The sequence below is a fragment of the Streptomyces paromomycinus genome (assembly GCF_003865155.1).
GTDB classification, from domain to species: domain Bacteria; phylum Actinomycetota; class Actinomycetes; order Streptomycetales; family Streptomycetaceae; genus Streptomyces; species Streptomyces chrestomyceticus.
This window is the reverse complement of sequence record NZ_BHZD01000001.1, coordinates 774,865-795,682: the sequence shown is the minus strand read 5'-3', so window position 1 is coordinate 795,682 and position 20,818 is coordinate 774,865. Positions and strand designations below refer to the sequence as shown.

Sequence of the window (20,818 nt, the reverse complement as noted above, 5' to 3'; positions counted from 1 at the left end):
CACATGGCCTCCATGAATCGCTTGCACCAGTGGATCTGCAGTTCCGGCAGGTGGGCCCGGGGGGTCGAGCAGAAACTGCTGCCCTGGGCCCTCGACGGAGTCGAACTCGGCACCGGGACCCTGGAGATCGGTCCCGGTTACGGTGCCACGACGCGCGTCCTCGCGCGCCGCGCACCGGGTCGCCTCAGTGTCCTCGAAGTCGACGCGGAGTTCGCCGGGAAACTTCAGGACGTCTACGGGGGACGGGTCGAAGTCGTGCACGGCGACGGGACGTCGATGCCGTTCCCCGACGGCGGATTCGACACCGTCGTGTGCTTCACCATGCTGCACCATGTGCCGTCCCCGGAACAGCAGGACCGGCTCTTCGCCGAGGCCCGGCGGGTGCTGCGCCCCGGGGGCGTCTTCGCCGGCTGTGACGGCCGCGCGAGTACGGCGTTCCGTCTGCTGCACCTGGGCGACACCTATGTGCCCGTCCCGCCGGAGACCCTGCCGCGGCGGTTGCGTGCCGCCGGGTTCGGCCCGGCCGAAGTGACCCTGGGGAAGGGGAGATTCCGATTCCGCGCCGTACGGGAGTGAGCCACTTCGGGCACGCGTACGGCGGTCCGGGAGAAGGAGGCCCGGGGAGCGGGGGAGCACGGTCGTACGGTCCCCGATCGGCGAACGGGGGTGGGGACCGTACGGCCAGGCGGTACCGAAAGTCAGACAGGCAGGCCGTCCGCGCTGGGAACGACGAGCCCGAACAGGTCGGTGACCGTGGTCAGGGCCGCGGTTTGGAGGGCGGCGGCGGACAGTACGGAGCCGTCCGGCGCGGCGAGGGCACGGGTGGCGGTGGTGTCGGCGACGACGGTGGGCCGGTACCCCAGGTTGAAGGCGCCCTGTGCGGTGAAGGCGACGCACATGTGCGTCATGAAGCCGGCCAGCACCAGATCCTTGCCGCTGCCCGGCCCGAAGCCCAGGCCGGACAGGGTCTTCTCCAGCTCGGTGGCGTGGAAGGCGTTCGGGAACTGCTTGACGACGACCGGTTCTCCCGTGACGGGGGCGACCTGGTCGCTGATGGCGCCGATGTGGGCGCGGATGTCGTACGGAGTGCCCTCGCCGCCGTCGTTGACGATGTGGACGACCGGGGTGCCCGCGGCACGGGCACGCTCCAGCAGGCGGGCGGCCGCCCCGAGGGCCTCGTCGGCGCCCGCCAGGGCCATGACGCCGGTGCGGTAGGTGTTCTGGAAGTCGATCATGAGCAGGACGGAATCGCTCAGCCGTGGCGGCCGGCCGTCCAGCCCGATCACGTCGCGCAGGGGTGTGGCGGGGGAGTCGGCGTTCATCGGGAACCTTTCGTCAGGGAAGGGCAGGCGGGAAAAGGGCACGGCGGGGCAGGGGCTACCGCCTCGCTGTGCCAGGGGAGGAAAACGGATGGGCGTGACGCTGGTGCGGCGGGTCAGCCGGCCCGGGTACGGAAGCGGCGTCGGTAAGCCGCCGGAGTGGTGGCGAGCTGCCGTCTGAACGCCCGGTGCAAGGTCTCCGCCGAGCCGAGCCCGGCAGCGGCGGCGACCTGGTCGAGCGGGCAGTCGGTGGTCTCCAGCAGACGCCGGGCCAGTTCGACACGGGCCGCCTCGACATAGGCGGCGGGGCTGCTGCCGGTCTCCTGTTTGAAGACGCGGGCGAAGTGCCGTTCGCTGAGGCACATCCGGGCGGCCAGGGCCGGTGCGGACAGATCCTCGTCGAGGTGGTCGGAGATCCACAGCCGTAGCTCGTCGATGTCCCGGCGCTCGGCGGCGGGGCGGCTGAGCGGTACGGAGAACTGGCTCTGGCCGCCCTGCCGTTTGAGGTACATCACGAGGTGCCGGGCGACCGCCAGGGCCGTCTGCTCGCCCAGGTCCTCGGCCACCAGGGCCAGCGCGAGGTCCAGGCAGGCGCTGATCCCGGCCCCGGTCCACAGCCGGCCGCAGTCGGAGCGGACGAAGATCGGGTCCGGGTCGACCGTGACGTCCGGATGGTCGGCGGCGAGCTGGGCGGAGGTCGACCAGTGGGTGGTCGCCGTCTTCCCGCCCAGCAGCCCGGCCGCGGCCAGCAGATGCGCGCCCACACACACCGACGCGACCCGCCGTGCGTACGGGGCCGTCTCCCGCACCCACGCCACCACAGCGGGATCGGTACGGGCCACCGGGCCGTCGTCGGTCATGTCGACCGCGCCCGGTACGAGCAGCGTGTCCACCTGTTCCCCCACATCCGCGAAGGCCACGTCGGCGAACAGCCGCACACCCGCCGACGTACGGACCGCGCCCGCGGCCGGCCCGGCGAGGCGCACCCGGTAGCCGGCGCGGCCGCCGGTCTCCCGGTTGGCCAGCGCGAAGACCTCGGCCGGGCCGGTGACGTCGAGGAGGTCGACATCGGGGAAGACCGCGATGACGACACGGTGTGCAGTGGGCATGAAGCGATCCTCACCGCTGCCGTCGGTGACCGCAATGACGATTACCTGTCACATCCGGACATCGCCGTCACCGTGCGGGCGCTGCCGCCAGACGAGCGTGTACCGCCAGAACAGCCGACGGCGCAGGCGGGCACCGGGCAGGATGCGGCGGGCCTCGCGGACGAGGGTGGGGAATCCGGTGTCCGCGGGGCGGGTCACGGCGGTCATCGCGAGCGGCCGGGGAGCGGGCGACGTACGGCCGCGGTTCTTCAGCCATCCGGTGGCGGCGTTGAGCGGGGCGGACACGGCGGCGAGCAGGTGGTCCACGGGCGTCTGCTGACGGGCCAGACCGACGACGACCAGGGTGCCGCCGGGAGCCAGGTGGTCGCGGAAGGCGGCGAGCGCGTCGGCGAGCGGCAGGTGGTGGAGGACGGCGACGCAGGTGATGACGTCGTAGGAGCCGCCCGGGATCCCGGAGGGCGCGTCGGCGACCGTGAAGGTCACGCCGGTCGTGTTCGCGGCCGGCGTCAGCTCCCGTGCCAGGGCGACGATCGCCGGGTCGGCGTCGACGCCGTGCACCGTGACGGCACGGGTGGCCAGCAGCCTGACCAGGTCACCGCTGCCGGATCCGACGTCCAGGGCGCTGCCGAAGCGCCGGGGGAGCTGCCGCAGGATCCACGGGTGGAAGTGGGCGTTGTGATCCCAGGGATGCGCGGCGTTGAACCGGTCGAGTGCTGGGAGGAGGCGGGGCAGCAGCGACGTCATGCCGTCAGTTCATCAGACCGGGCCTGTCGACCGCGCCGATCGTCGCTGCTGGCCGCCGACCGCCGCCGGACACGGGCAGGAGCGGTGGTCATGCCGCACCGGTGTCCCGGACCGGTGGGGCCGCCGCCTCAGGCTCGTGCGCGCAAGGAGGGCACGGCCGCGGCCCGGGAGGCACCGGTCCGCCACAGCGGGGCGTAGGAGAGCAGGAGCAGTACGGCGCCGAGCGGGATCAGATCCTTGAAGGCGGAGGTGAGCAGGGAGGTGGCGAGGACGAGGACCGGCGCCCAGGGTGCGAGGGCACGCAGGGCGGCCAGCCGGCCGGTGAGCAGCAACTGGCCCACGGAGAACAGCAGCGGGCCGACGAGGTAGAAGGCGAATGTGACGCCCGGTACGGACTGGAAGTCGCCCGTCAGCTCGGCCATCTCCGTATGGCTGTCCGCCATCAGGCCCGTCGTGATGTCGACGCTGAACTGGACCGCGAGGGCGACGACTCCGGCGCCGCCGGTCCAGAACCCCGCCGAGGACCACAGATCGCTTCCCGCCGCCTTCCGCATGGCGGCGAATCCCTGGGCGAAGAAGACGAGACCGACGAGAAAGCACAGGTGCCCTGCCGTCCAGGCGAGCCCCGGCCCCTTGACGCCGTCGAGCCCGTCGAGGAGCCGGATCACTCCGTAGGCGCCGAACAGGAGAGGACCGTAGAGAAGCGAGCGCTGTGCTGTTGTCGTCATGCCCCAAGGGTCGTGATGCCGGACCGCAACGTCATCCGGGACAACCCTGGTTGTACCCCGTCGTACCCCAAGGGCGGACTGGGGGTCGGACGGGGACGGGTCGGGGCGGGGGCGACGACGTCCGCGTTGCCCCCCGCCCGGTACCGGAGCGGCTCAGCTCCACGTCATCTTGATCTCACGCTCGAAGTTGCGGTAACCGGCGCGCCGGAAGGCGTTCGCCATCGGGACGTTGCCGAGGTCGGTGGACGCCCGGATACGGGGGACGTGCTGCTCGGCGAGTACGCGGGTGCCCTCGGCGAGGATGTCGTCGATGTAGCCGTTGCCGCGGTGCGCGGGCAGGACCGCGATATAGGCGATGACCGGGTTGTAGGCATTGCGGGCCGGGACGACGAAGCCCACCGGCTCACCCGCGGGCAGGGTCGCGACGCGCCACCAGTCCCTGGGACTCGTGTAGCGCGCCAGCTCGTCCTCGTAATGCTCGACGGCCGCCTCGCGCACGGACATCCGGGCCAGGTCGGCACGGCTGTGGGCGTCCAGCGTCCCGTCCAGGACCGACGTCATCAGGGCCACGAGCTCCTCGCCGTCGTGGACCGGCCGGAAACCGAGGCGCTTCCCGGGCTCGGGGAGCGGCGATTCCGGGCGCCACTCCAGGCGCAGCCTTTCGACGAAGAGCCGGGCGCCGGTCCGTTCCAGTACGGCCATGCGGTCTTCGACGGCCTGCCTGGTCGCCGGATGCCCACGCCAGTGCGGCGGGACGAAACGGCTGTATCCGACGGGGCCACCGGCAGCGGGACGTGGCCCGCCCGGGAGGGTGGCGGCCATCGCGGTCCGCAGCAGCCGCACGCCGATGTCCACGAGGTCGTCGCGTTCCGCGGAACCGTCTTCGACGTCGACGATGTCCAGGAGCTGCGGTGTGTCGCCGGCCGACCGGCCCCACCAGGCCACTCTGGCCAGCAGGCGGTCACCGCGCAGAGCGACCCACATCCATTCCGGGCGTCGGCGGCCGGCGGCGAGGTCGTCCGCCAATTCGTCGTTGAGGACGTACGGCAGGCGGCAGAAGAGGTCGAGTTCGGCGCGCCCGGTGATCGGGCGCATGGTCAGGTCGTTCGCAGGCACGGTCGAGACACGCTCCGGTGAAGGCTGAAGGCGCCCGTCCGCTCCGGGGTCAGACGCGGTCCGTACCCCGGAAGGACGCAAGCGCGACGATCTTGCGGATCATGGACATGTCCCTCCTTTCGGTGTCGTGTCCCCGCACCCTGCACGGCGAGGTCCAGCGGTACTGTCTATCCGGCCGAAGCCCTGCCCGCAAGCGCTTTTGATCACGCTGTCGGCAGGCAGAGGCGGCTTGTCCCGGTCGCCGCGGTACGCACCAGAGCACCCTCGACGCCCGAGGACGAGGAGCATGCATGCGCTTCACCGACCGCCGGCACGCAGGCCGGGCTCTCGCCCAGTGGCTGCGCGCCCCGACCGGCACCGAGACCGGCCCGCCGGACCCGGCCGGCCCGACCGATACCGAGACCGGTCCGTCAGACCCGGCCGGCCCGGCCGGCCCGTCAGCCGCCTACGGCCCGTCCGGCATGTCCGACGTACCCGACACCGCGCCATGGCCGTACGGCGCCGCCGACCCGCTCGTCCTGGCCCTGCCGCGCGGCGGTGTGCCCGTGGCCGCCGAGGTCGCCCAGGAGTTCCGGGCGCCGCTCGACGTGCTGGTGGCCCGCAAGATCGGCGTACCCGGTTCACCCGAGACCGGCATCGGCGCCCTCGTCGGCGAGGAACAGCCCGTCTTCGACCAGCGGGCCCTGCGGTTCCTGGGCCTGGCCGAGGACGGGCTCGCGCCCTCCGTCGCCCGCGAACGCGCCGAGCTGCACCGGCGGGAGGACCTCTACCGCGAGGGCCGCCCCGAGCCCCGCATCACCGGGCGGGCCGTACTCCTCGTCGACGACGGCCTGGCGACCGGCCTGACCGCCCTCGCGGCCCTGCGGTACCTGCGCCGACGGCAGCCCGCGCATGTGGCGCTCGCCGCGCCGGTCGGTTCCCGTAACGCCGTCATGGAGCTGTCGGGGGAGGCCGACCGCGTGCTCGTCCTGCACCAGCCGGACCACTTCCGTGCGGTCGGCGAGTGGTACGACGACTTCGACCAGGTCGGTGACGACGAGGTGATCGCTGTGCTGCGCGCCGCGTCCTCCGCGGCCTGACAGGAGCGCTGCGGTACGTACCCGGACGGTACGTACGAGGAGCCCGGAAAACCGGTCGACGCGGCGGGCCCCGGCGGAGCGAGACGACCCGGACCGCCTGCCGCCCGAGCGGACCGACAGCAGGAGCCGCGCGTGGCGACCGGGCCGTCCGACGACTTCCGTCCCGCCATCACCACCCCCTTGGTCGAACGCCTGATCGCGACGCAGTTCCCGCAGTGAGTCACAGGTGTCCCGCTCCACCCCGTCGGACTGGATCACGCCGGCCACGCTCGATGCCGTCACCTGCGCCGGCCAGCAACTGGTCCATCACCGACATCGCGTCACGCGCGAACGCGGCGTGGGACCATGCCTCCTCACGGCCGTCGAGACCGCATGCACCACCGACAAGCTGTTCACCTCGACCCACGTCTCCAACCACCCCATGCGGCACCTGCTGCGACGCGTCGGCCGGCGCCCGGTGGGCCTGCTCCATGGGCTCGACGAGGAAGGCCCCGAACTCCTCCACCGCTGTCCGAGTACGCGACTTCCGGCAGCCGCCGGCACCGGGGGCCGCCGTACCACCAGGTGAGTGCGTGTCTGCGGGGGCTCCTTCCTTCCGTACCACGAACCGAAAGGCAGCCACGTGAGCGCACAGCACTCCGCCGCGGGTACCGGAAACGACCGCCGCGACACCGGTGACTGGTGGCGGCAGGCCGTCGTCTACCAGGTCTACCCGCGCAGCTTCGCCGACTCCGACGGTGACGGCGTCGGCGACCTGCCCGGCGTGACCTCCCGGCTCGGCCACCTCGCCGGGCTGGGGGTGGACGCCGTCTGGCTCAGCCCCTTCTACCCCTCCCCGCTCGCCGACGGCGGCTACGACGTCGCCGACTACCGCGACGTCGACCCGCGCCTGGGCACCCTCGCCGACTTCGACACGATGGCCGGCGAGGCACACCGGCTGGGCCTGAAGGTCATGGTCGACATCGTGCCCAACCACTCCTCGGACCAGCACGCCTGGTTCCAGGAGGCGCTCCGCTCCGCCCCCGGTTCCGCCGCGCGGGAACGGTACGTCTTCCGCCAGGGCAAGGGCGAGCACGGTGAACTGCCGCCCACCGACTGGATCTCCTGCTTCGGCGGGCCCGCCTGGACCCGGCTGCCCGACGGCTGGTGGTACCTCCACCTCTTCGCGCCGCAGCAGCCCGACTTCAACTGGGACCACCCCGAGGTGCGCGCCGAGTTCCGTACGACGCTGCGCTTCTGGGCCGACCGCGGGGTGGACGGCTTCCGCGTCGACGTGGCCCACGGCCTGGCCAAGGATCTTGCCGCGCCGCTGCGCGACATCGGCGGTGTCGAGGCGTACGAACCGGACGACCTGCCCGAGGACGGCAGCCACCCCTTCTGGGACCGGGACGAGGTGCACGAGATCTTCCGCGACTGGCGCACGGTCTTCGACGAGTACGACCCGCCGCGCATCGCGGTCGCCGAGGCCTGGGTACGCAACTCCCGCCGCTCCGCCTACGCCACTCCGCAAGAACTCGGCCAGGCCTTCAACTTCGACTTCCTGACGGCGTCGCTGCACGCCGACGAGTTGCGCGCCGCCATCGACACCGCGCTCACCGACGCCCGCGCGGCCGGAGCCACCGCGACCTGGGTGCTCTCCAACCACGACGTGATCCGGCACGCCTCCCGGCACGGCCTGCCGGACGGCTGCGACGAGGAGGCGTGGCTGCTCTCCGACGGCCTGGCGTCCGCCCTCGACCGCGCGTACGGGCTGCGCCGGGCGCTCGCCGCCACTCTGCTGATGCTGGCGCTGCCCGGCTCGGCCTACCTCTACCAGGGCGAAGAACTCGGCCTGCCCGAGGTCGCCGACCTCGACCGCGCCGACCTTCAGGACCCGGTGTGGACCCGCAGCCAGGGCCGGTCGAAGGGCCGGGACGGCTGCCGGGTGCCGCTGCCCTGGCGGCGCGACGGCAGCTCGTACGGCTTCGGCAGCGGCGGGTCCTGGCTGCCGCAGCCGCCGTACTGGGGCGAACTGTCCGTCGAGGCGCAGGAAGGCGACCCCGCCACGCCCCTGGAGCTGTACCGCGCCGCACTGCGCCTGCGCCGCGAACTGCTCGCCGACGAGACCCTGGAATGGGTCGGCGCCCCGGCTGTGGTCGCCGAAGGGCTGCTGCACTTCCGCCGCTCGGGCGGCTGGCACTGCCTGACGAACCTGTCCGGCACGCCGCAGCCGCTGCCCGACGGCACCCTGCTGCTGTCCTCCGCGCCCGTCCCGGGTGACTTGCTGCCGCCGTGGACGACGGCCTGGGTGCGGGTGGCGACGGACTGAACCGAGCGGACGGGCGCACCGGGGCTCCGCGGGGCTCCGCCGGGTGGGATGCGGGCGGGCGGCCGCGTCCGGCCGTGTCTGTCGGAGCGCCGCCGCCGTTTCCTCCACGACCGGTGCGCGCCGCGCGGCCGCGCGGCCTGGCGCCGCTTCTGGGAGGAGACCGCTCATGAGGAGTCGCGGAAGGCCGAAGAGGAGGGCCGGGGCCACGGTGATCGTCGCGTTCCTGTGCGCGGGGACCGCGGCTCCGGCCGCACCCGCCGGCGCGCGGCCGGAGCCGGGCGCCGGACAGGACCGCGTCACCGTACGGACCGACACCGGCCTGGTGCGGGGCATCCGGACCGCCCGGCACCGGACCTTCCGAGGCATCCCGTACGCCGGACCGCCCGAAGGCGCCTACCGCTGGGCGGCTCCGCGCCCGGTGGTGCCGTGGCGCGGGGTCCGGGACGCCACCCGGCCGGGGCCGCTGTGTCCGCAGGTCCCGTCCCCGTACGCGCAGGTGTCCAGCGAGGAGGAGGACTGCCTGGTCCTCAACGTCACCGCACCCGCCCGCGTACGGGAGCGCGCCCCCGTACTGGTGTGGATCCACGGGGACGGCTCGGTCGGCGGCGGCAGCTTCTTCGACGCGCGCCGGCTCGCGGACCGTGGCCTGGTGGTCGTCACGGTCAACTACCGGCTGGGAATCTTCGGCGGCTTCGCCCACCCGGGCCTCAAGGGCTCGGGGACCTTCGCCCTCCAGGACCAGCAGGCCGCGCTGCGCTGGGTGCGGCGCAACGCGGGCGTCTTCGGCGGTGACGCGGGGAACGTGACGGTGGCGGGCTCCTCGTACGGTGCCTCGGCCATCACCGGGCACCTCACCTCGCCGGGCGCCCGGGGGCTGTTCCACCGGGCCGCGCTGTCCAGCGGGGAGGGCATGATGGACATGCCCGCCGGGGCCATGGGGCCCGGCGTCCCCGGCTATCCGTGGTTCGTCTGGCGCCCGGCCCGGGAGATGGAGGAGATCAGCGCGGAGATGACCGCACCGCTCGGCTGCGCGGCGCCCGACCCCGCACGGACTCTGCGGTGTCTGCGGGCCCTGCCGGTCAAGAAAATCCTTGCGGTGCCGTACATCATGAACGCCTTCCAGGCGTTCGGATACGGCAACGCGACCCTGCCGGAACTCCCGCCGAACGCCCTGCGCGCGGGCCGTCTCCACCGGGTACCGGTGCTTTCCGGGGCGACCCGCGACGAACACCGGACGTTCGTGGGCATGCAGTACGACGCCGTCAACAAGCCCTTTACGGAAAAGAATTACCGGCAGGCTCTCGCGATTGCGTTCGGCGAGCGGGCGGGCCGGGTGCGTGCGCGGTACCCGCTGACGGGATTCCCTTCCCCGGCCATCGCGTGGTCCGCGGTCGTCACCGACCGGATGTGGGCCAGGGGGACGTACGCCCAGCACACGGCCCTGGCCCGGCGCGTACCGACCTACGCCTACGAGTTCGCCGACCGGAACGCCCCCATGTACCTCCCCCTGCCGGGCCGTTTCGACTTCGGCGCCTATCACGCGGGCGATACGCCTTATCTGTTCGAGGAGGAGGCCGCGCAGCGGCGTTTCACCGCTGCGCAGCGATGGCTTTCGGACGTGATGACGGACCACTGGGCGGCTTTCGCGCGCACCGGGACGCCCAACGGGCCCCGGCTGCCGGTGTGGCGCCCGTACCGGAACGCCGACGCGCGACCGTACACCCATGGTCTGGCGACCGACCGGATCGCACCGGTCGATTACGCGGGGGAGCACGCCCTGGAATTCTGGCGCCGGTTTCCGTGAAGTGACGTGCCCGGCCCCGTCCTTCGGTTTCCGGCCCCGGTCTCCCGGTCAGGCACCGACGTACGCCGCCAGGTGCTCGCCCGTGAGGGTGGACCGGGCCGCCACGAGATCGGCGGGTGTGCCCTCGAAGACGATCCGGCCGCCGTCGTGGCCGGCGCCCGGGCCCAGGTCGACGATCCAGTCGGCGTGCGCCATGACCGCCTGGTGGTGCTCGACGACGATCACCGACTTGCCGGAGTCCACGAGCCGGTCGAGCAGGCCGAGCAGCTGCTCGACATCGGCGAGGTGCAGCCCGGCGGTCGGTTCGTCGAGGACGTAGACGCCGCCCTTCTCGGCCATGTGCGTGGCGAGCTTGAGCCGCTGCCGCTCGCCGCCGGACAGCGTGGTCAGCGGCTGGCCGAGGCTGAGATAGCCGAGCCCGACGTCCGCGAGCCTGCCGAGGATGCGGTGGGCCGCCGGGGTCCGGGCCTCGCCGTCGCCGAAGAACTCCGCGGCCTCGGTCACCGGCATCGCGAGCACCTCGCTGATGTCGCGGCCGCCGAGGCGGTACTCCAGCACCGACGGCTGGTAGCGCTTGCCCTCGCACTCCTCGCAGGTGGAGGCGGTGCCGGCCATCATCGCCAGGTCGGTGTAGACGACCCCGGCACCGTTGCAGTGCGGGCAGGCGCCCTCGGAGTTGGCGCTGAACAGCGCCGGCTTGACGCCGTTGGCCTTCGCGAACGCCTTGCGGACCGGGTCGAGCAGCCCGGTGTACGTCGCCGGGTTGCTCCGCCGCGAACCGCGGATCGGCGCCTGGTCGACCGACACCACCCCCGCGCCGGGCGGCAGCGAGCCGTGCACGAGCGAACTCTTGCCGGAGCCCGCCACGCCCGTCACCACGCACAGCACCCCGAGCGGCAGGTCCACGTCGACATTCCGCAGGTTGTGCTTGGTGGCGCCGCGGATCTCCAGCGCGCCGGTGGGCTTGCGCACCGTCTCCTTGAGGGCGGCCCGGTCGTCGAAGTGGCGGCCGGTGACGGTGCCGCTGGCCCGCAGCCCCTCGACGGTGCCCTCGAAGCAGACCGTGCCGCCCGCCGTACCGGCGCCGGGGCCCAGGTCGACGACGTGGTCGGCGATGGCGACGGTCTCCGGCTTGTGCTCCACGACGAGCACCGTGTTGCCCTTGTTCCGCAGCCGCAGCAGCAGGTTGTTCATCCGCTGGATGTCGTGCGGGTGCAGCCCGGTGGTGGGTTCGTCGAAGACGTACGTGGTGTCGGTGAGCGACGAGCCGAGGTGGCGGATCATCTTGACGCGCTGGGCCTCGCCGCCCGACAGGGTGCCCGACGGCCGGTCGAGCGAGAGGTAGCCGAGGCCGATCTCCACGAACGAGTCGAGGGTGTGCCCGAGGGTGGTGAGCAGCGGTGCCACCGAGGGGTCGGTGACGCCGCGTACCCAGGCGGCCAGGTCGCTGATCTGCATCGCGCAGGCGTCGGCGATGCTGGTGCCGTCGATCAGCGACGACCGGGCCGCCTCGCTGAGCCGGGTGCCGTCGCACTCGGGGCACGTCCGGAAGGTGACCGCCCGGTCCACGAACTCCCGGATGTGCGGCTGCATCGCCTCCCGGTCCTTGGCGAGGAACGACTTCTGGATCTTGGGGATCAGCCCCTCGTAGGTGAGGTTCACCCCCTCGACCTTGACCTTCGTCGGCTCCCGGTGGAGGAAGTCCCGCATCTCCTTCTCCGTGAAGTCGCGGATCGGCTTGTGCGGGTCCAGCAGGCCCGACTCGGCGTAGACCCGTACGGTCCAGAAGCTGTCCGACTTCCAGCCGGGGATGGTGAACGCGCCCTCGGCGAGCGACTTCGTGTCGTCGTAGAGCTGGGTGAGGTCGATGTCGGAGACCGTGCCCCGGCCCTCGCAGCGCGGGCACATGCCGCCGGTCCGGCTGAAGGTGGCCTTCACCGCCTTCTTGCTGCCGCGCTCGACGGTGATCGCGCCGCTGGCCCGGACGGAGGGGACGTTGAAGGCGAACGCGCCGGGCGAGCCGATGTGCGGCCGCCCGAGCCTGCTGAAGAGGATGCGCAGCATCGCGTTGGCATCGGTGACGGTGCCGACGGTGGAGCGCGGGTCGGCGCCCAGCCGCTGCTGGTCGACGATGATCGCGGTGGTCAGCCCCTCCAGCACGTCCACCTCGGGCCGGGACTGCGTCGGCATGAAGCCCTGCACGAAGGCGCTGTACGTCTCGTTGATCATCCGCTGCGACTCGGCGGCGATGGTGTGGAACACCAGCGAACTCTTGCCCGAACCGGAGACCCCGGTGAAGACCGTCAGCCGGCGCTTCGGGATCTCGATGCTGACGTCCTTGAGGTTGTTCTCCCGCGCGCCGTGCACGCGGATCAGGTCGTGACTGTCGGCGACGTGCGGCGCAGGGGACTGCGGGTCCGGTCGTACGGCCTTGCTCATCGGGTCTCCCTCGTTCGCGAAGTCCGCCTGCGCGGTCTCTGCGGTGCGGACGGTGCTGTCCACGGCCATGACGCTAGCCGGGGACGGGGCCCGGCGCTTCTCGATTCGTGATCGATCCGGCCGCCCGCGCGGGGCCCCGGCGGGCGGCGGGCGCGGCCTCCTTCGGACCAGTGATCCACTGTTGGGCTTTTTGTGCAAAGATTCGCTGCCCGGCCCGGGGTGGGCCGGGGTGACAAGGGGAAAATTCGTGACATCAACGATCCTCAGATCCGCCGTCGGCACGGTGCTCACCGTGGCCGCGGTGGCCGTGTGCCTGCCTGCCTCGTCCGCAGCCGCCGCGCCGCGGACCACCGCCGCGGACCAGGCGACGACGCAGACCTTCAGCCGCACCGCCGACGCCCTGCTGACCCAGCGGACGGCGGCGCTGCTCGACAACCGCTCGGGCCGAATAGCCGAGCTGCCCCGCAAGCAGGTGCGCCTGTCGGCGCGCCTGGCGCGGGCCGAGGACGCCGGGGTGTCCTCGCTGCGGGCCCGCAAGAAGCGGCTCGCCGGCCTGGGCGAGGCGTACACCGCCGCCGACACCCGCGTCACCGTGGACAGCACCCGGCTCACCGGCCGGCACGCCACGGTGGAGGTCACCGAGAGCACCACGCTCACCTACAAGAAGATCCGCGGTGACGAGCCGGCCACCACCGGCTTCAAGGCCCGCCACGAGATGGACTTCACCGCGGTCCCGGGCGGCACCTGGGAGCTGACCGGCATCAGGTCCCGCGACGAGGGCCCCGGCGCGATCAACGCCCCCACCCTGCGGGCGGCGACGGTCGCGGACGACGGCAACACCATGCCCAGCGCGCCCCGCGCCGGCATCTCGCGGCCCTCGCGCCCGTCGCCCCGCAAGCAGCTGACCGGCGGTCTCGACTACGCCGCGATGGCCGCGTACTCGGAGAAGTACTGGCGGAACTACAACCCGGAGTACCGCAAGTTCAACGCGGCCGGCGGCGACTGCACGAACTTCCTCAGCCAGGCCCTGAAGGCGGGCGGCTGGAAGACGGAGGGCGGCTCGGCCTCGGACTACCGCAAGTGGTGGTACGACGCGAGCTACCAGTCCGACAGCTGGGTGGGGGCCAACGAGTGGTCCTGGTACGCGCTGAACTCCAAGCGCGTGACCAGCCTGTCGAACGTGTACCAGATGGACGTCGGCGACGTCATGCAGATGGACTTCGACGGGGACGGGTCCAAGGACCACTCCATGATGACGACGTACCGCAGCAGTTACGGCGTGCCGTACCTGACGTACCACTCGACCAACACCTACCGGAAGTCGGTGGCGAGCATCATCGCGTCCTACCCGGACTCGGTGTACTACGCCTACCGCACCTGACGGCAGGCCGCGGGCCCGGCGGACCGGCCGGGCCCGCGGTGTGCGGTGTGGCGCAATTGGGTGCCGGGGCTGATGAGTGGCATGACTCCTCTGTGATACTTGGGTCAGAACACGTGTTTTGGTGCCAGGGGGTAGGGAAATGTCGAAGAAGAGCGTGCTCGGCGCGCCGGCGCTGGTCACCGTGGCGGCTCTCGCCCTCGGCCTGACAGCCTGCGGCTCCGACGACCAGGGCGGGGACACCAAGGCGGCGCCGACGCAGGACGCCGCCCAGCCGCGGCCGGCCCCGCCGGAGGGCGGCGCGGGCAAGGAGACACCGAAGCCGAAGCCCGAGGAGAAGTGGGACGGCAAGGTCAAGGTGCTCGGGGACGGCTCGACGTCGTACACCGGGCCCCAGCCGAACCAGCCCAAGCCCGCGAAGCTCAAGCCCGGCGAGAAGCCGCCGCAGTTCGTGGTGTTCTCCTGGGACGGCGCGCTGGAGGGCGACGACCATCTCTTCTCGCATTTCCGGGAGGTGGCCAAGGAGAACAACGCCAAGATGACGTTCTTCCTCACCGGCACCTACCTCCTGCCGAAATCGAAGGCGACGATGTACAAGCCGCCGCAGCACAAACCGGGCGCCTCGGCGATTTCGTACGCCACCGACGAGCACATCAAGGACACGCTGCGCCAGGTCCGGGGCGCGTGGCTGGACGGCAACGAGATCGGCACCCACTTCAACGGCCATTTCTGCGGGGCCAAGGGCGGTGGCGACTGGAGCGTCGCGGAGTGGAAGAGCGAGATCGACCAGGCGTACTCCTTCGTCCAGAACTGGAAGACGAACACCGGCTACACGAGCCTGCCGCCGCTGCCCTTCGACTACAAGAAGGAGCTGGTGGGCGGGCGGGCGCCGTGCCTGGAGGGCCAGGAGAACCTGCTCACCGCGGCCAAGGACTACAACTGGCGCTACGACGCCAGTTCGCCCGGCGACTTCCAGATATGGCCGTCGAAGAAGAACGGTATATGGAACTTCCCGCTGCAACTGCTGCCGTATCCGCAGAGCGAGAAGCAGGTCCTGTCCATGGACTTCAACTTCCTCTACAACCAGTCCGGTGACAACACCAAGGGCGACCCGGCGAAGTACGCGCAGTGGCGGAAGCTGACCCGGGACGGTTACCTCAACGGATTCAACCGCGTCTACCACGGGAGCCGGGCGCCGCTGTTCATCGGCAACCACTTCGAGGACTGGAACGGCGGCATCTACATGAAAGCCATCGAAGACCTCGTGAAGTCGGTCTGCAAACGGGACGGCGTGCGCTGCGTCACCTTCAAGCAGGTGGCCGACTGGCTGGACGCGCAGGACCCCGCGGTCCTGGAGCGGATGCGCGGACTCGACCCGGCGCAGATCACGGACTGGTCGTCGGTGGTGAAGTAGCCCGGCCACGGCCACGGCCACGGCCACGGCCACGGCCACGGCCACGGCCACGGCCACGGCAGCCGGTGCACCGGGAGCACGCGAAAGCCCCCGGCCCGCGGTCCCGGGAACAGGGACGCGGGCCGGGGGCTCTCCCGGTGTACGCCCCTACCGGGTGGCGGTCATGTAGCGCGTCCAGATGTCGGTCGGGTACGGGCTGCCGACCGCGCCCTTCGCCCGGCCGCCGATGCCGTCCAGCGGCAGCAGCTCCTGGCTCTTGGGGTCGATGCGGGCGAGCGAGACGGCGGTCGACACGGTGCCCCGGTAGCCGACGAACCAGGCCGACTTGTTGTCCTGCTCGGTGCCCGGCTTGCCGGCCGCACCCGGGCCCGCCGCCTTCGCCGCGGTGGCCGATCCCCGGCTGACGGCCTCGCGCAGCGCGTCGTCCACGGCGCCCGCCACGTCCTGCGGCAGCACCTGCGTGGCGGCCGGCTTCTCGACCGGCACGTCGCTGCCGTTGCGCATGAGCTTGCCGACCGAGTACGGCTCGCTGTGCTTGCCCCGGCCCGCGAACGTCGCGTACGCGTCGGCCATACGGATCGCGCTGGGCGTGGCGGTGCCCAGGGCGAAGGACGGCAGCTTCTCGCCGAGGCTGCTCTCCAGCAGCCCGGTCTGCACACCCACCTTGCCGACCCGCTCCAGGCCCACGTCCATGCCCAGCTGCATGATGCTGCTGTTCACGGACTGCGCGACCGCGCTCTTGAGGGGAATCCTGCCCCAGGACTTCCCGCCGTCGTTCTCCGCCTTGGCGATCTTTCCGGCACGGTCCCAGTACGGGCCCTCCGGCGTCCGCAGCGTGATCTTGTTGTTGCCGTCGTAGACCGTGGCCGGCGTGACCGGGGTACGGGGCTTGCCGCGCTCGCGCTCGACGCCGTCGCGCAGCGCCGCCGCGTAGACGAACGGCGTGAAGGCGCTGCCCGCCGGCACCACCGAGGAGTTGGCGTCGTTGAAACCCTGTTCGAGGTAGCCGGGCCCGCCGTACAGGGCCACGATCCGCCCGTCCGTGGTCACCGAGGCCGCGCCGATGCGCGCGTGGCGGTCGGCGGCGCGGCGGCCCGGGTCGAGTTTGGTCCGTACGGACTCGACGGCCTTGGTCAGCGCGGTCGTCCGGGGCGCTTCGAAGGTGGTGTGGATCTGGTAGCCGCCGAGGGCGAACTCCTTCTCGGAGATGTCGGTGTGCGCGCCGACGTAGGCCCGCGCGGTCTCCACGAGGTAGCCGTTCTGGCCAGTCAGCCCGGCGGGCTTGGGCGGGGCCTGCGGCTCGGGGAAGCGGGTGTAGCGGGCCCGCTCCTCGGGCGAGAGCTTGCCGATGGCCACCATCCGGTCGAGCACCCAGTTCCAGCGCTCCACCGCGCGCTTGCGGGGCTCGGCGCCGAGCGCCGGGTCGTAGAGCGCGGCGCCCTTGAGGAGGCAGGCGAGGAACGCGCCCTCGCTGGGGTTCAGCTGGGCGGCGTCCTTGCCGTAGTAGGCGTGCGCGGCGCGCTGGATGCCGTAGGTGCCGCGCCCGAACCAGCTCGTGTTCAGATACCGCTCAAGGATCTCGTCCTTGGTCATCTTGTTGTCGAGCTTGATCGCGATGAACATCTCGCTGAGCTTGCGGGTGAAGGTCTGGTCCTGGTTGAGGTAGGCGTTCTTCACGTACTGCTGCGTGATGGTCGACCCGCCCTGGGTGTCGCCGCCGGTGACCATCCTGGTGGCGGCCCGGAGGATACCGCTGGGCGAGATGCCGCTGTCGGAGTAGAACGTCTCGTTCTCGGCGGCGAGCGCGGCCCAGCGGACGTGTTCGGGGACGGCGTCGAGCGGGGTGTCCTGCCGGTTGATGTCACCGGTACGGGCCATCTCGGTGCCGTCGGCCCAGTAGTACACATTGTCCTGCTGGGTGGCGAAGGCGTTGAGGTCGGCGGGTATCTCGGTGCGCGCGTACATGATCGCCACGAGGACGGCCAGGACGCCGAAGCAGGAGCCGCCCAGCCCCAGCGTCTGGCGCCAGGACGGCACCCAGCGCCGGAAGCCGGTGCGCCCCGGGCGTGGGTAGGCCGGCCGGCGGAGCCGGAGTCTGCGGCGGTTCGCGGCCCACCACCGGTTGAGGACGGACCAGCGGCCGCCCGCGGCGGCGGTGGTCCGGGCGTGTGCCCCTTTTCGACGTTCGATCACCGCTCGACCCTATGGGATTACTCCCCGTACGAATGTTCTGCTCTGCCACGAAAACGTTACGTTTCCCTGGCGCGGGGGCGACAGGACGACGGGATCGATGGTGGAGCCGCCGGCCGGCCGTGGTGCGGTACGGCCGGCCGGCGGCGGGCGGACCGCCGGAGACCGAGGTGCGGCGCCCCGGCCGGTCGTCGTGCGCACGGGGGACGGCCGGGGCGGCCGCGTGGTCTCCGGCGGCCCTGGGGGAGGACCTGGATTTCGGCGGCCGCCGGGCCCGGCGGACCGAATGGAGCAGTTATTCGAACAACGGCCGTAATTCCTGGGCGTGGTGCGAATCTTCCATGATGCCGGGTGTGCGGTTACGCCGCGGTTACAGGCCGGATTCCGTGGAATAAGGGCATACCGAGAATGTCCAACCGCCCAATGGGGGCGGTTGGACGTACTGCCGGAAGGTCAGAACTCGGAAGGCAGACTCGGCGCCTTGGGCGCCGCCGGGCAGTCCTCGGTGCAGGTGAAACCGAGCTGCGGAGTCTCGGGCGTCACCGCCGCGGGCTCCTTCGGCAGGCTGCTGTTCTCGGGCAGTTTCGACGCGCAGGCCTTGGCCGCGGCCCGGTACGCCTTGGAGACCGGGTTGATGTTGCCGCCGGCCTTCAGCTGGAGCTGCCCGTTCTCCTTGACGGTGATCCCCGGGAAGTCCTTGATCCCGTTGTCCTTCATGCACTGCGTGAACGCCTCGGCCTGCCGCTCCCGCGCCGCCGAGTCCCCGGTGGCCGCCTTGCCCGTACCGGCCGAAGCGGACGTCGAGGACGCTGCCTGCGCCGCCCTGGCGACGGACTGCGACGAGGCGGCCGGGGCCGCGGACGACGAGGTCTGGAGCACCAGGGCGGTCCCGCCGGCCGCCAGTGCCGCGACGAGCAGCGGTACGGCGAACAGCCTGCGCTTCCTGCGGGGTGGTGTTTCTTCTTCGGACGGTGCCGACATGTCAACTCCTCTGGGACGCTGGATGTCTGGAAGCCAGTTCAGCAACCGGGCGGTTACCGCGGCGGAACATCGGGTGTTAGGCGTCTGTAACCCCGGTCAGCCCTTACCCCGCTGTAACCGCCCACCGCGCAAGATCACGGACAACGGTGCCGAACCGACGGTGGGGGCCATGCGGATTCTGGTGGTGGAGGATCATCGCGATCTCGCGGAGACGCTGGCCGCGGGCCTGCGCCGGGAAGGCATGGCGGTCGACGTCGTCCTGGACGGGACGGCCGCGCTGGAGCGCACCGCCGTCAACCGGTACGAGGTCGTCGTCCTCGACCGCGACCTGCCCGGCCTGCACGGCGACGAGGTGTGCCAGACGCTGATCACCGAGGGCTACCCGGCGCGGGTGCTGATGCTGACCGCCGCCGCCACGATCGAGGACCGGGTCGAGGGCCTGACCAGCGGCGCCGACGACTACCTGCCCAAGCCGTTCGCCTTCGCCGAACTGGTCGCCCGGATCCGGGCCCTGAGCCGCCGCAGCCAGCCCGCGCTGCCCCCGGTCCTGTGCCACGCCGACCTCAAGCTGGACCCGGGCAAGCGCACCGCGCAGCGCGCGGGCACCCGCCTCGACCTCAGCCCCAAGGAGTTCGCGGTGCTCGAACTGCTGCTGGCGGCCGGCGGGCGGGTGGTCTCCGCCGAGGAACTGCTGGAACGGGCCTGGGACGAGGCCGCCGACCCGTTCACCAACACGGTCAAGGTGACCGTGAGCCGGCTGCGGCGCAAGCTGGGCGACCCGCCGCTCATCGAGACCGTCGCCCAGGCCGGCTACCGGATCTGAGGGAGGCCGGGGATGCGCCGCACACTCTGCCCGGTCCGCCGCACGTCCGGCGGCCGCCCGACCGACGACCCGAAGCGCGGACGGGGGCCGGCCGGCCGGCCCCCGTCCGGCCGCCCCGCGCCCAGCCGTCCCGCCTCCGGCCCCCTCGCCAAGGTCCGCTGGACCATCCGGCTCCGGCTGACCCTCCTGTACGGGGCGCTCTTCCTGGTCACCGGCGTGCTCCTGCTCAGCGTGGTCTATCTGCTGGTGGCCGGCCGGCCGCCGTGGGCCGGTGTCGAACCGCCCGCCCCCCCGGCCGCGTCCGTGACACCCAGCGGCCTCGGCCTCGGCGCCGACGTACCGGCGCCGACGGTGGACCTGGAGCAGCAGCTCCAACAGCAGCGCGGCGACTACCTGGAGAAGCTGCTCACCTCCTCGGGGATCGCGCTGGTCCTGCTGACCTTCCTGTCGGTGTGGCTGGGCTGGCTGGTGGCCGGCCGGGCGCTGCGGCCGCTGCGCACCATGGCGGACACCGCGAAGGAGATCTCGGCCAACGACCTGCACCGGCGGCTCGGCGCGCCCGGACCGTCCGACGAGATCAAGGACCTGGCCGACACGTTCGACGCGCTGCTCGACCACCTGGAGGGCGCCTTCGAGGCGCAGCGCAGGTTCGTCGCCAACGCCTCCCACGAGCTGCGCACCCCGCTCACCTTCGAACGCAGCCTGCTGGAGATCACCCTCGCCGATCCGGACGCCGGCGCCGCCGAGCTGCGGGAGACGTGCGTCCGCGTGCTGGGCAGCAACGCCCGGCAGGAGAAGCTGATCGAGGCACTGCTGACGCTGGCGCGCAGCCAGCGCGGGCTGGACCGGCGGGTGCCGGTGGACCTGGCGGCGCTGGCCGCCGACCACCTGGACCGGCCGCGGGACGACGCCGACGGCCCGGCCGGTGTGCGGATCGGCGGCGAGCTGGCGCCGGCCGCCGTGCTGGGCGACCCGCCGCTGGTCGAGCGCCTGATCACCAACCTGGTCGACAACGCGGTCCGGCACAACGTGCCCGACGGGCAGGTACGGGTGCGGACGGGCCTGTGCGCGGGCCGGCCGGCGCTGAGCGTCCGCAACACCGGGCCCGAAGTCCTGCCGTCCCAGCTCGAACTGATCTTCCAGCCGTTCCAGCGGCTGCGCGCGACCCGGCTCGGCGGCCACGACGGCCAGGGCATCGGCCTGTCGATCGTCGCCGCCATCGCGGCCGCCCACGACGCGGAGCTGCATGCCGAGGCGCTGCCGGAAGGCGGTCTCGAAATCCGGGTCGAATTCCCACCTGTCGCACACTGAGGCCGCAGGGAATTCCTCTTCTTCTGGACGTCGATGTTCCGCTGTCTGGACACTGCGCGGGCCCGTCGCGTTACG

At 71.9% G+C, this 20,818-nt stretch carries 17 protein-coding genes; 9 read left to right on the top strand and 8 right to left on the bottom strand.

Annotated features, from left to right (window positions below; all coding sequences use genetic code 11):
- Nucleotides 1-3: 3 nt before the first annotated feature.
- Complete coding sequence (locus OEIGOIKO_RS03070) at nt 4-576, top strand: class I SAM-dependent methyltransferase (protein ID WP_125051596.1); 573 nt, start codon at nt 4-6, stop codon at nt 574-576.
- Nucleotides 577-698: 122 nt separating this feature from the next.
- Here OEIGOIKO_RS03070 and OEIGOIKO_RS03065 read toward each other — a convergent pair whose 3' ends face one another.
- The 5 genes from OEIGOIKO_RS03065 to OEIGOIKO_RS03045 all read right to left on the bottom strand — a co-directional run bounded on the left by OEIGOIKO_RS03065 (nt 699) and on the right by OEIGOIKO_RS03045 (nt 4,995).
- Complete coding sequence (locus tag OEIGOIKO_RS03065; RefSeq protein WP_125051594.1) at nt 699-1,322, bottom strand: cysteine hydrolase family protein; 624 nt, start codon at nt 1,320-1,322, stop codon at nt 699-701.
- A 113-nt stretch (nt 1,323-1,435) separates the two neighbouring features.
- On the bottom strand, nt 1,436-2,428 hold the full coding sequence (locus OEIGOIKO_RS03060; protein ID WP_125051592.1) for a GlxA family transcriptional regulator: 993 nt from the start codon (nt 2,426-2,428) through the stop codon (nt 1,436-1,438).
- A gap of 48 nt (nt 2,429-2,476) precedes the next feature.
- Nucleotides 2,477-3,172, bottom strand: a complete 696-nt coding sequence (locus OEIGOIKO_RS03055; protein WP_125051590.1) for a class I SAM-dependent methyltransferase — start codon at nt 3,170-3,172, stop codon at nt 2,477-2,479.
- Between the two features lie 128 nt (nt 3,173-3,300).
- A complete protein-coding gene (locus OEIGOIKO_RS03050) occupies nt 3,301-3,900 on the bottom strand; it encodes a hypothetical protein (RefSeq protein WP_125051588.1) in 600 nt (199 codons plus the stop codon).
- Between the two features lie 153 nt (nt 3,901-4,053).
- A complete protein-coding gene (locus OEIGOIKO_RS03045) occupies nt 4,054-4,995 on the bottom strand; it encodes a GNAT family N-acetyltransferase (RefSeq protein WP_125058408.1) in 942 nt (313 codons plus the stop codon).
- 311 nt (nt 4,996-5,306) lie between these two features.
- Between OEIGOIKO_RS03045 and OEIGOIKO_RS03040 the strand changes: the two genes are divergently transcribed.
- The 4 genes from OEIGOIKO_RS03040 (at nt 5,307) to OEIGOIKO_RS03025 (ending at nt 10,207) form a co-directional block, all read left to right on the top strand.
- Nucleotides 5,307-6,095, top strand: coding sequence for a phosphoribosyltransferase (locus OEIGOIKO_RS03040; protein ID WP_371858874.1), 789 nt, complete (start codon nt 5,307-5,309; stop codon nt 6,093-6,095).
- Between the two features lie 226 nt (nt 6,096-6,321).
- A complete protein-coding gene (locus tag OEIGOIKO_RS03035) occupies nt 6,322-6,663 on the top strand; it encodes a hypothetical protein (RefSeq protein WP_125051586.1) in 342 nt (113 codons plus the stop codon).
- Between the two features lie 54 nt (nt 6,664-6,717).
- On the top strand, nt 6,718-8,403 hold the full coding sequence (locus OEIGOIKO_RS03030; protein ID WP_125051584.1) for a glycoside hydrolase family 13 protein: 1,686 nt from the start codon (nt 6,718-6,720) through the stop codon (nt 8,401-8,403).
- A gap of 208 nt (nt 8,404-8,611) precedes the next feature.
- Nucleotides 8,612-10,207, top strand: coding sequence for a carboxylesterase/lipase family protein (locus OEIGOIKO_RS03025; protein WP_246177172.1), 1,596 nt, complete (start codon nt 8,612-8,614; stop codon nt 10,205-10,207).
- A 48-nt stretch (nt 10,208-10,255) separates the two neighbouring features.
- Here OEIGOIKO_RS03025 and OEIGOIKO_RS03020 read toward each other — a convergent pair whose 3' ends face one another.
- The gene (locus tag OEIGOIKO_RS03020) at nt 10,256-12,646 is read right to left on the bottom strand and encodes an ATP-binding cassette domain-containing protein (RefSeq protein ID WP_125058406.1); all 2,391 of its coding nucleotides are present in this window, start codon (nt 12,644-12,646) and stop codon (nt 10,256-10,258) included.
- Nucleotides 12,647-12,893: 247 nt separating this feature from the next.
- Here OEIGOIKO_RS03020 and OEIGOIKO_RS03015 point away from each other — a divergent pair, with 247 nt between their 5' ends.
- Both OEIGOIKO_RS03015 and OEIGOIKO_RS03010 read left to right on the top strand, forming a co-directional pair.
- A complete protein-coding gene (locus OEIGOIKO_RS03015; protein ID WP_246177170.1) occupies nt 12,894-14,027 on the top strand; it encodes an amidase domain-containing protein in 1,134 nt (377 codons plus the stop codon).
- A gap of 139 nt (nt 14,028-14,166) precedes the next feature.
- On the top strand, nt 14,167-15,438 hold the full coding sequence (locus OEIGOIKO_RS03010; RefSeq protein WP_125051580.1) for a polysaccharide deacetylase family protein: 1,272 nt from the start codon (nt 14,167-14,169) through the stop codon (nt 15,436-15,438).
- Between the two features lie 147 nt (nt 15,439-15,585).
- Here OEIGOIKO_RS03010 and OEIGOIKO_RS03000 read toward each other — a convergent pair whose 3' ends face one another.
- Both OEIGOIKO_RS03000 and OEIGOIKO_RS02995 read right to left on the bottom strand, forming a co-directional pair.
- Complete coding sequence (locus OEIGOIKO_RS03000; RefSeq protein ID WP_125051578.1) at nt 15,586-17,631, bottom strand: transglycosylase domain-containing protein; 2,046 nt, start codon at nt 17,629-17,631, stop codon at nt 15,586-15,588.
- 450 nt (nt 17,632-18,081) lie between these two features.
- Nucleotides 18,082-18,609, bottom strand: coding sequence for a hypothetical protein (locus tag OEIGOIKO_RS02995; RefSeq protein ID WP_125051576.1), 528 nt, complete (start codon nt 18,607-18,609; stop codon nt 18,082-18,084).
- Nucleotides 18,610-18,778: 169 nt separating this feature from the next.
- On the opposite strand from OEIGOIKO_RS02995, the gene OEIGOIKO_RS02990 reads away from it, so the two are divergent.
- Together OEIGOIKO_RS02990 and OEIGOIKO_RS02985 are read left to right on the top strand one after the other, a co-directional pair.
- Nucleotides 18,779-19,432 (top strand): response regulator transcription factor, encoded by a 654-nt coding sequence (locus OEIGOIKO_RS02990; protein WP_125043527.1) that lies wholly within the window; start codon nt 18,779-18,781, stop codon nt 19,430-19,432.
- A gap of 12 nt (nt 19,433-19,444) precedes the next feature.
- On the top strand, nt 19,445-20,743 hold the full coding sequence (locus tag OEIGOIKO_RS02985) for a sensor histidine kinase (protein ID WP_125051574.1): 1,299 nt from the start codon (nt 19,445-19,447) through the stop codon (nt 20,741-20,743).
- The last annotated feature ends 75 nt before the right edge of the window (nt 20,744-20,818 follow it).

Excerpts from the sequence above, each read along its gene's own strand:
- OEIGOIKO_RS03070 (WP_125051596.1), top strand. The coding sequence starts at position 4 with ATGGCCTCCATGAATCGCTTGCACCAGTGGATCTGCAGTTCCGGCAGG.
- OEIGOIKO_RS03065 (WP_125051594.1), bottom strand. The coding sequence starts at position 1,322 with ATGAACGCCGACTCCCCCGCCACACCCCTGCGCGACGTGATCGGGCTG.
- OEIGOIKO_RS03060 (WP_125051592.1), bottom strand. The coding sequence starts at position 2,428 with ATGCCCACTGCACACCGTGTCGTCATCGCGGTCTTCCCCGATGTCGAC.
- OEIGOIKO_RS03055 (WP_125051590.1), bottom strand. The coding sequence starts at position 3,172 with ATGACGTCGCTGCTGCCCCGCCTCCTCCCAGCACTCGACCGGTTCAAC.
- OEIGOIKO_RS03050 (WP_125051588.1), bottom strand. The coding sequence starts at position 3,900 with ATGACGACAACAGCACAGCGCTCGCTTCTCTACGGTCCTCTCCTGTTC.
- OEIGOIKO_RS03045 (WP_125058408.1), bottom strand. The coding sequence starts at position 4,995 with ATGCGCCCGATCACCGGGCGCGCCGAACTCGACCTCTTCTGCCGCCTG.
- OEIGOIKO_RS03040 (WP_371858874.1), top strand. The coding sequence starts at position 5,307 with ATGCGCTTCACCGACCGCCGGCACGCAGGCCGGGCTCTCGCCCAGTGG.
- OEIGOIKO_RS03020 (WP_125058406.1), bottom strand. The coding sequence starts at position 12,646 with ATGAGCAAGGCCGTACGACCGGACCCGCAGTCCCCTGCGCCGCACGTC.
- OEIGOIKO_RS03010 (WP_125051580.1), top strand. The coding sequence starts at position 14,167 with ATGTCGAAGAAGAGCGTGCTCGGCGCGCCGGCGCTGGTCACCGTGGCG.
- OEIGOIKO_RS02995 (WP_125051576.1), bottom strand. The coding sequence starts at position 18,609 with ATGTCGGCACCGTCCGAAGAAGAAACACCACCCCGCAGGAAGCGCAGG.
- OEIGOIKO_RS02990 (WP_125043527.1), top strand. The coding sequence starts at position 18,779 with ATGCGGATTCTGGTGGTGGAGGATCATCGCGATCTCGCGGAGACGCTG.
- OEIGOIKO_RS02985 (WP_125051574.1), top strand. The coding sequence starts at position 19,445 with ATGCGCCGCACACTCTGCCCGGTCCGCCGCACGTCCGGCGGCCGCCCG.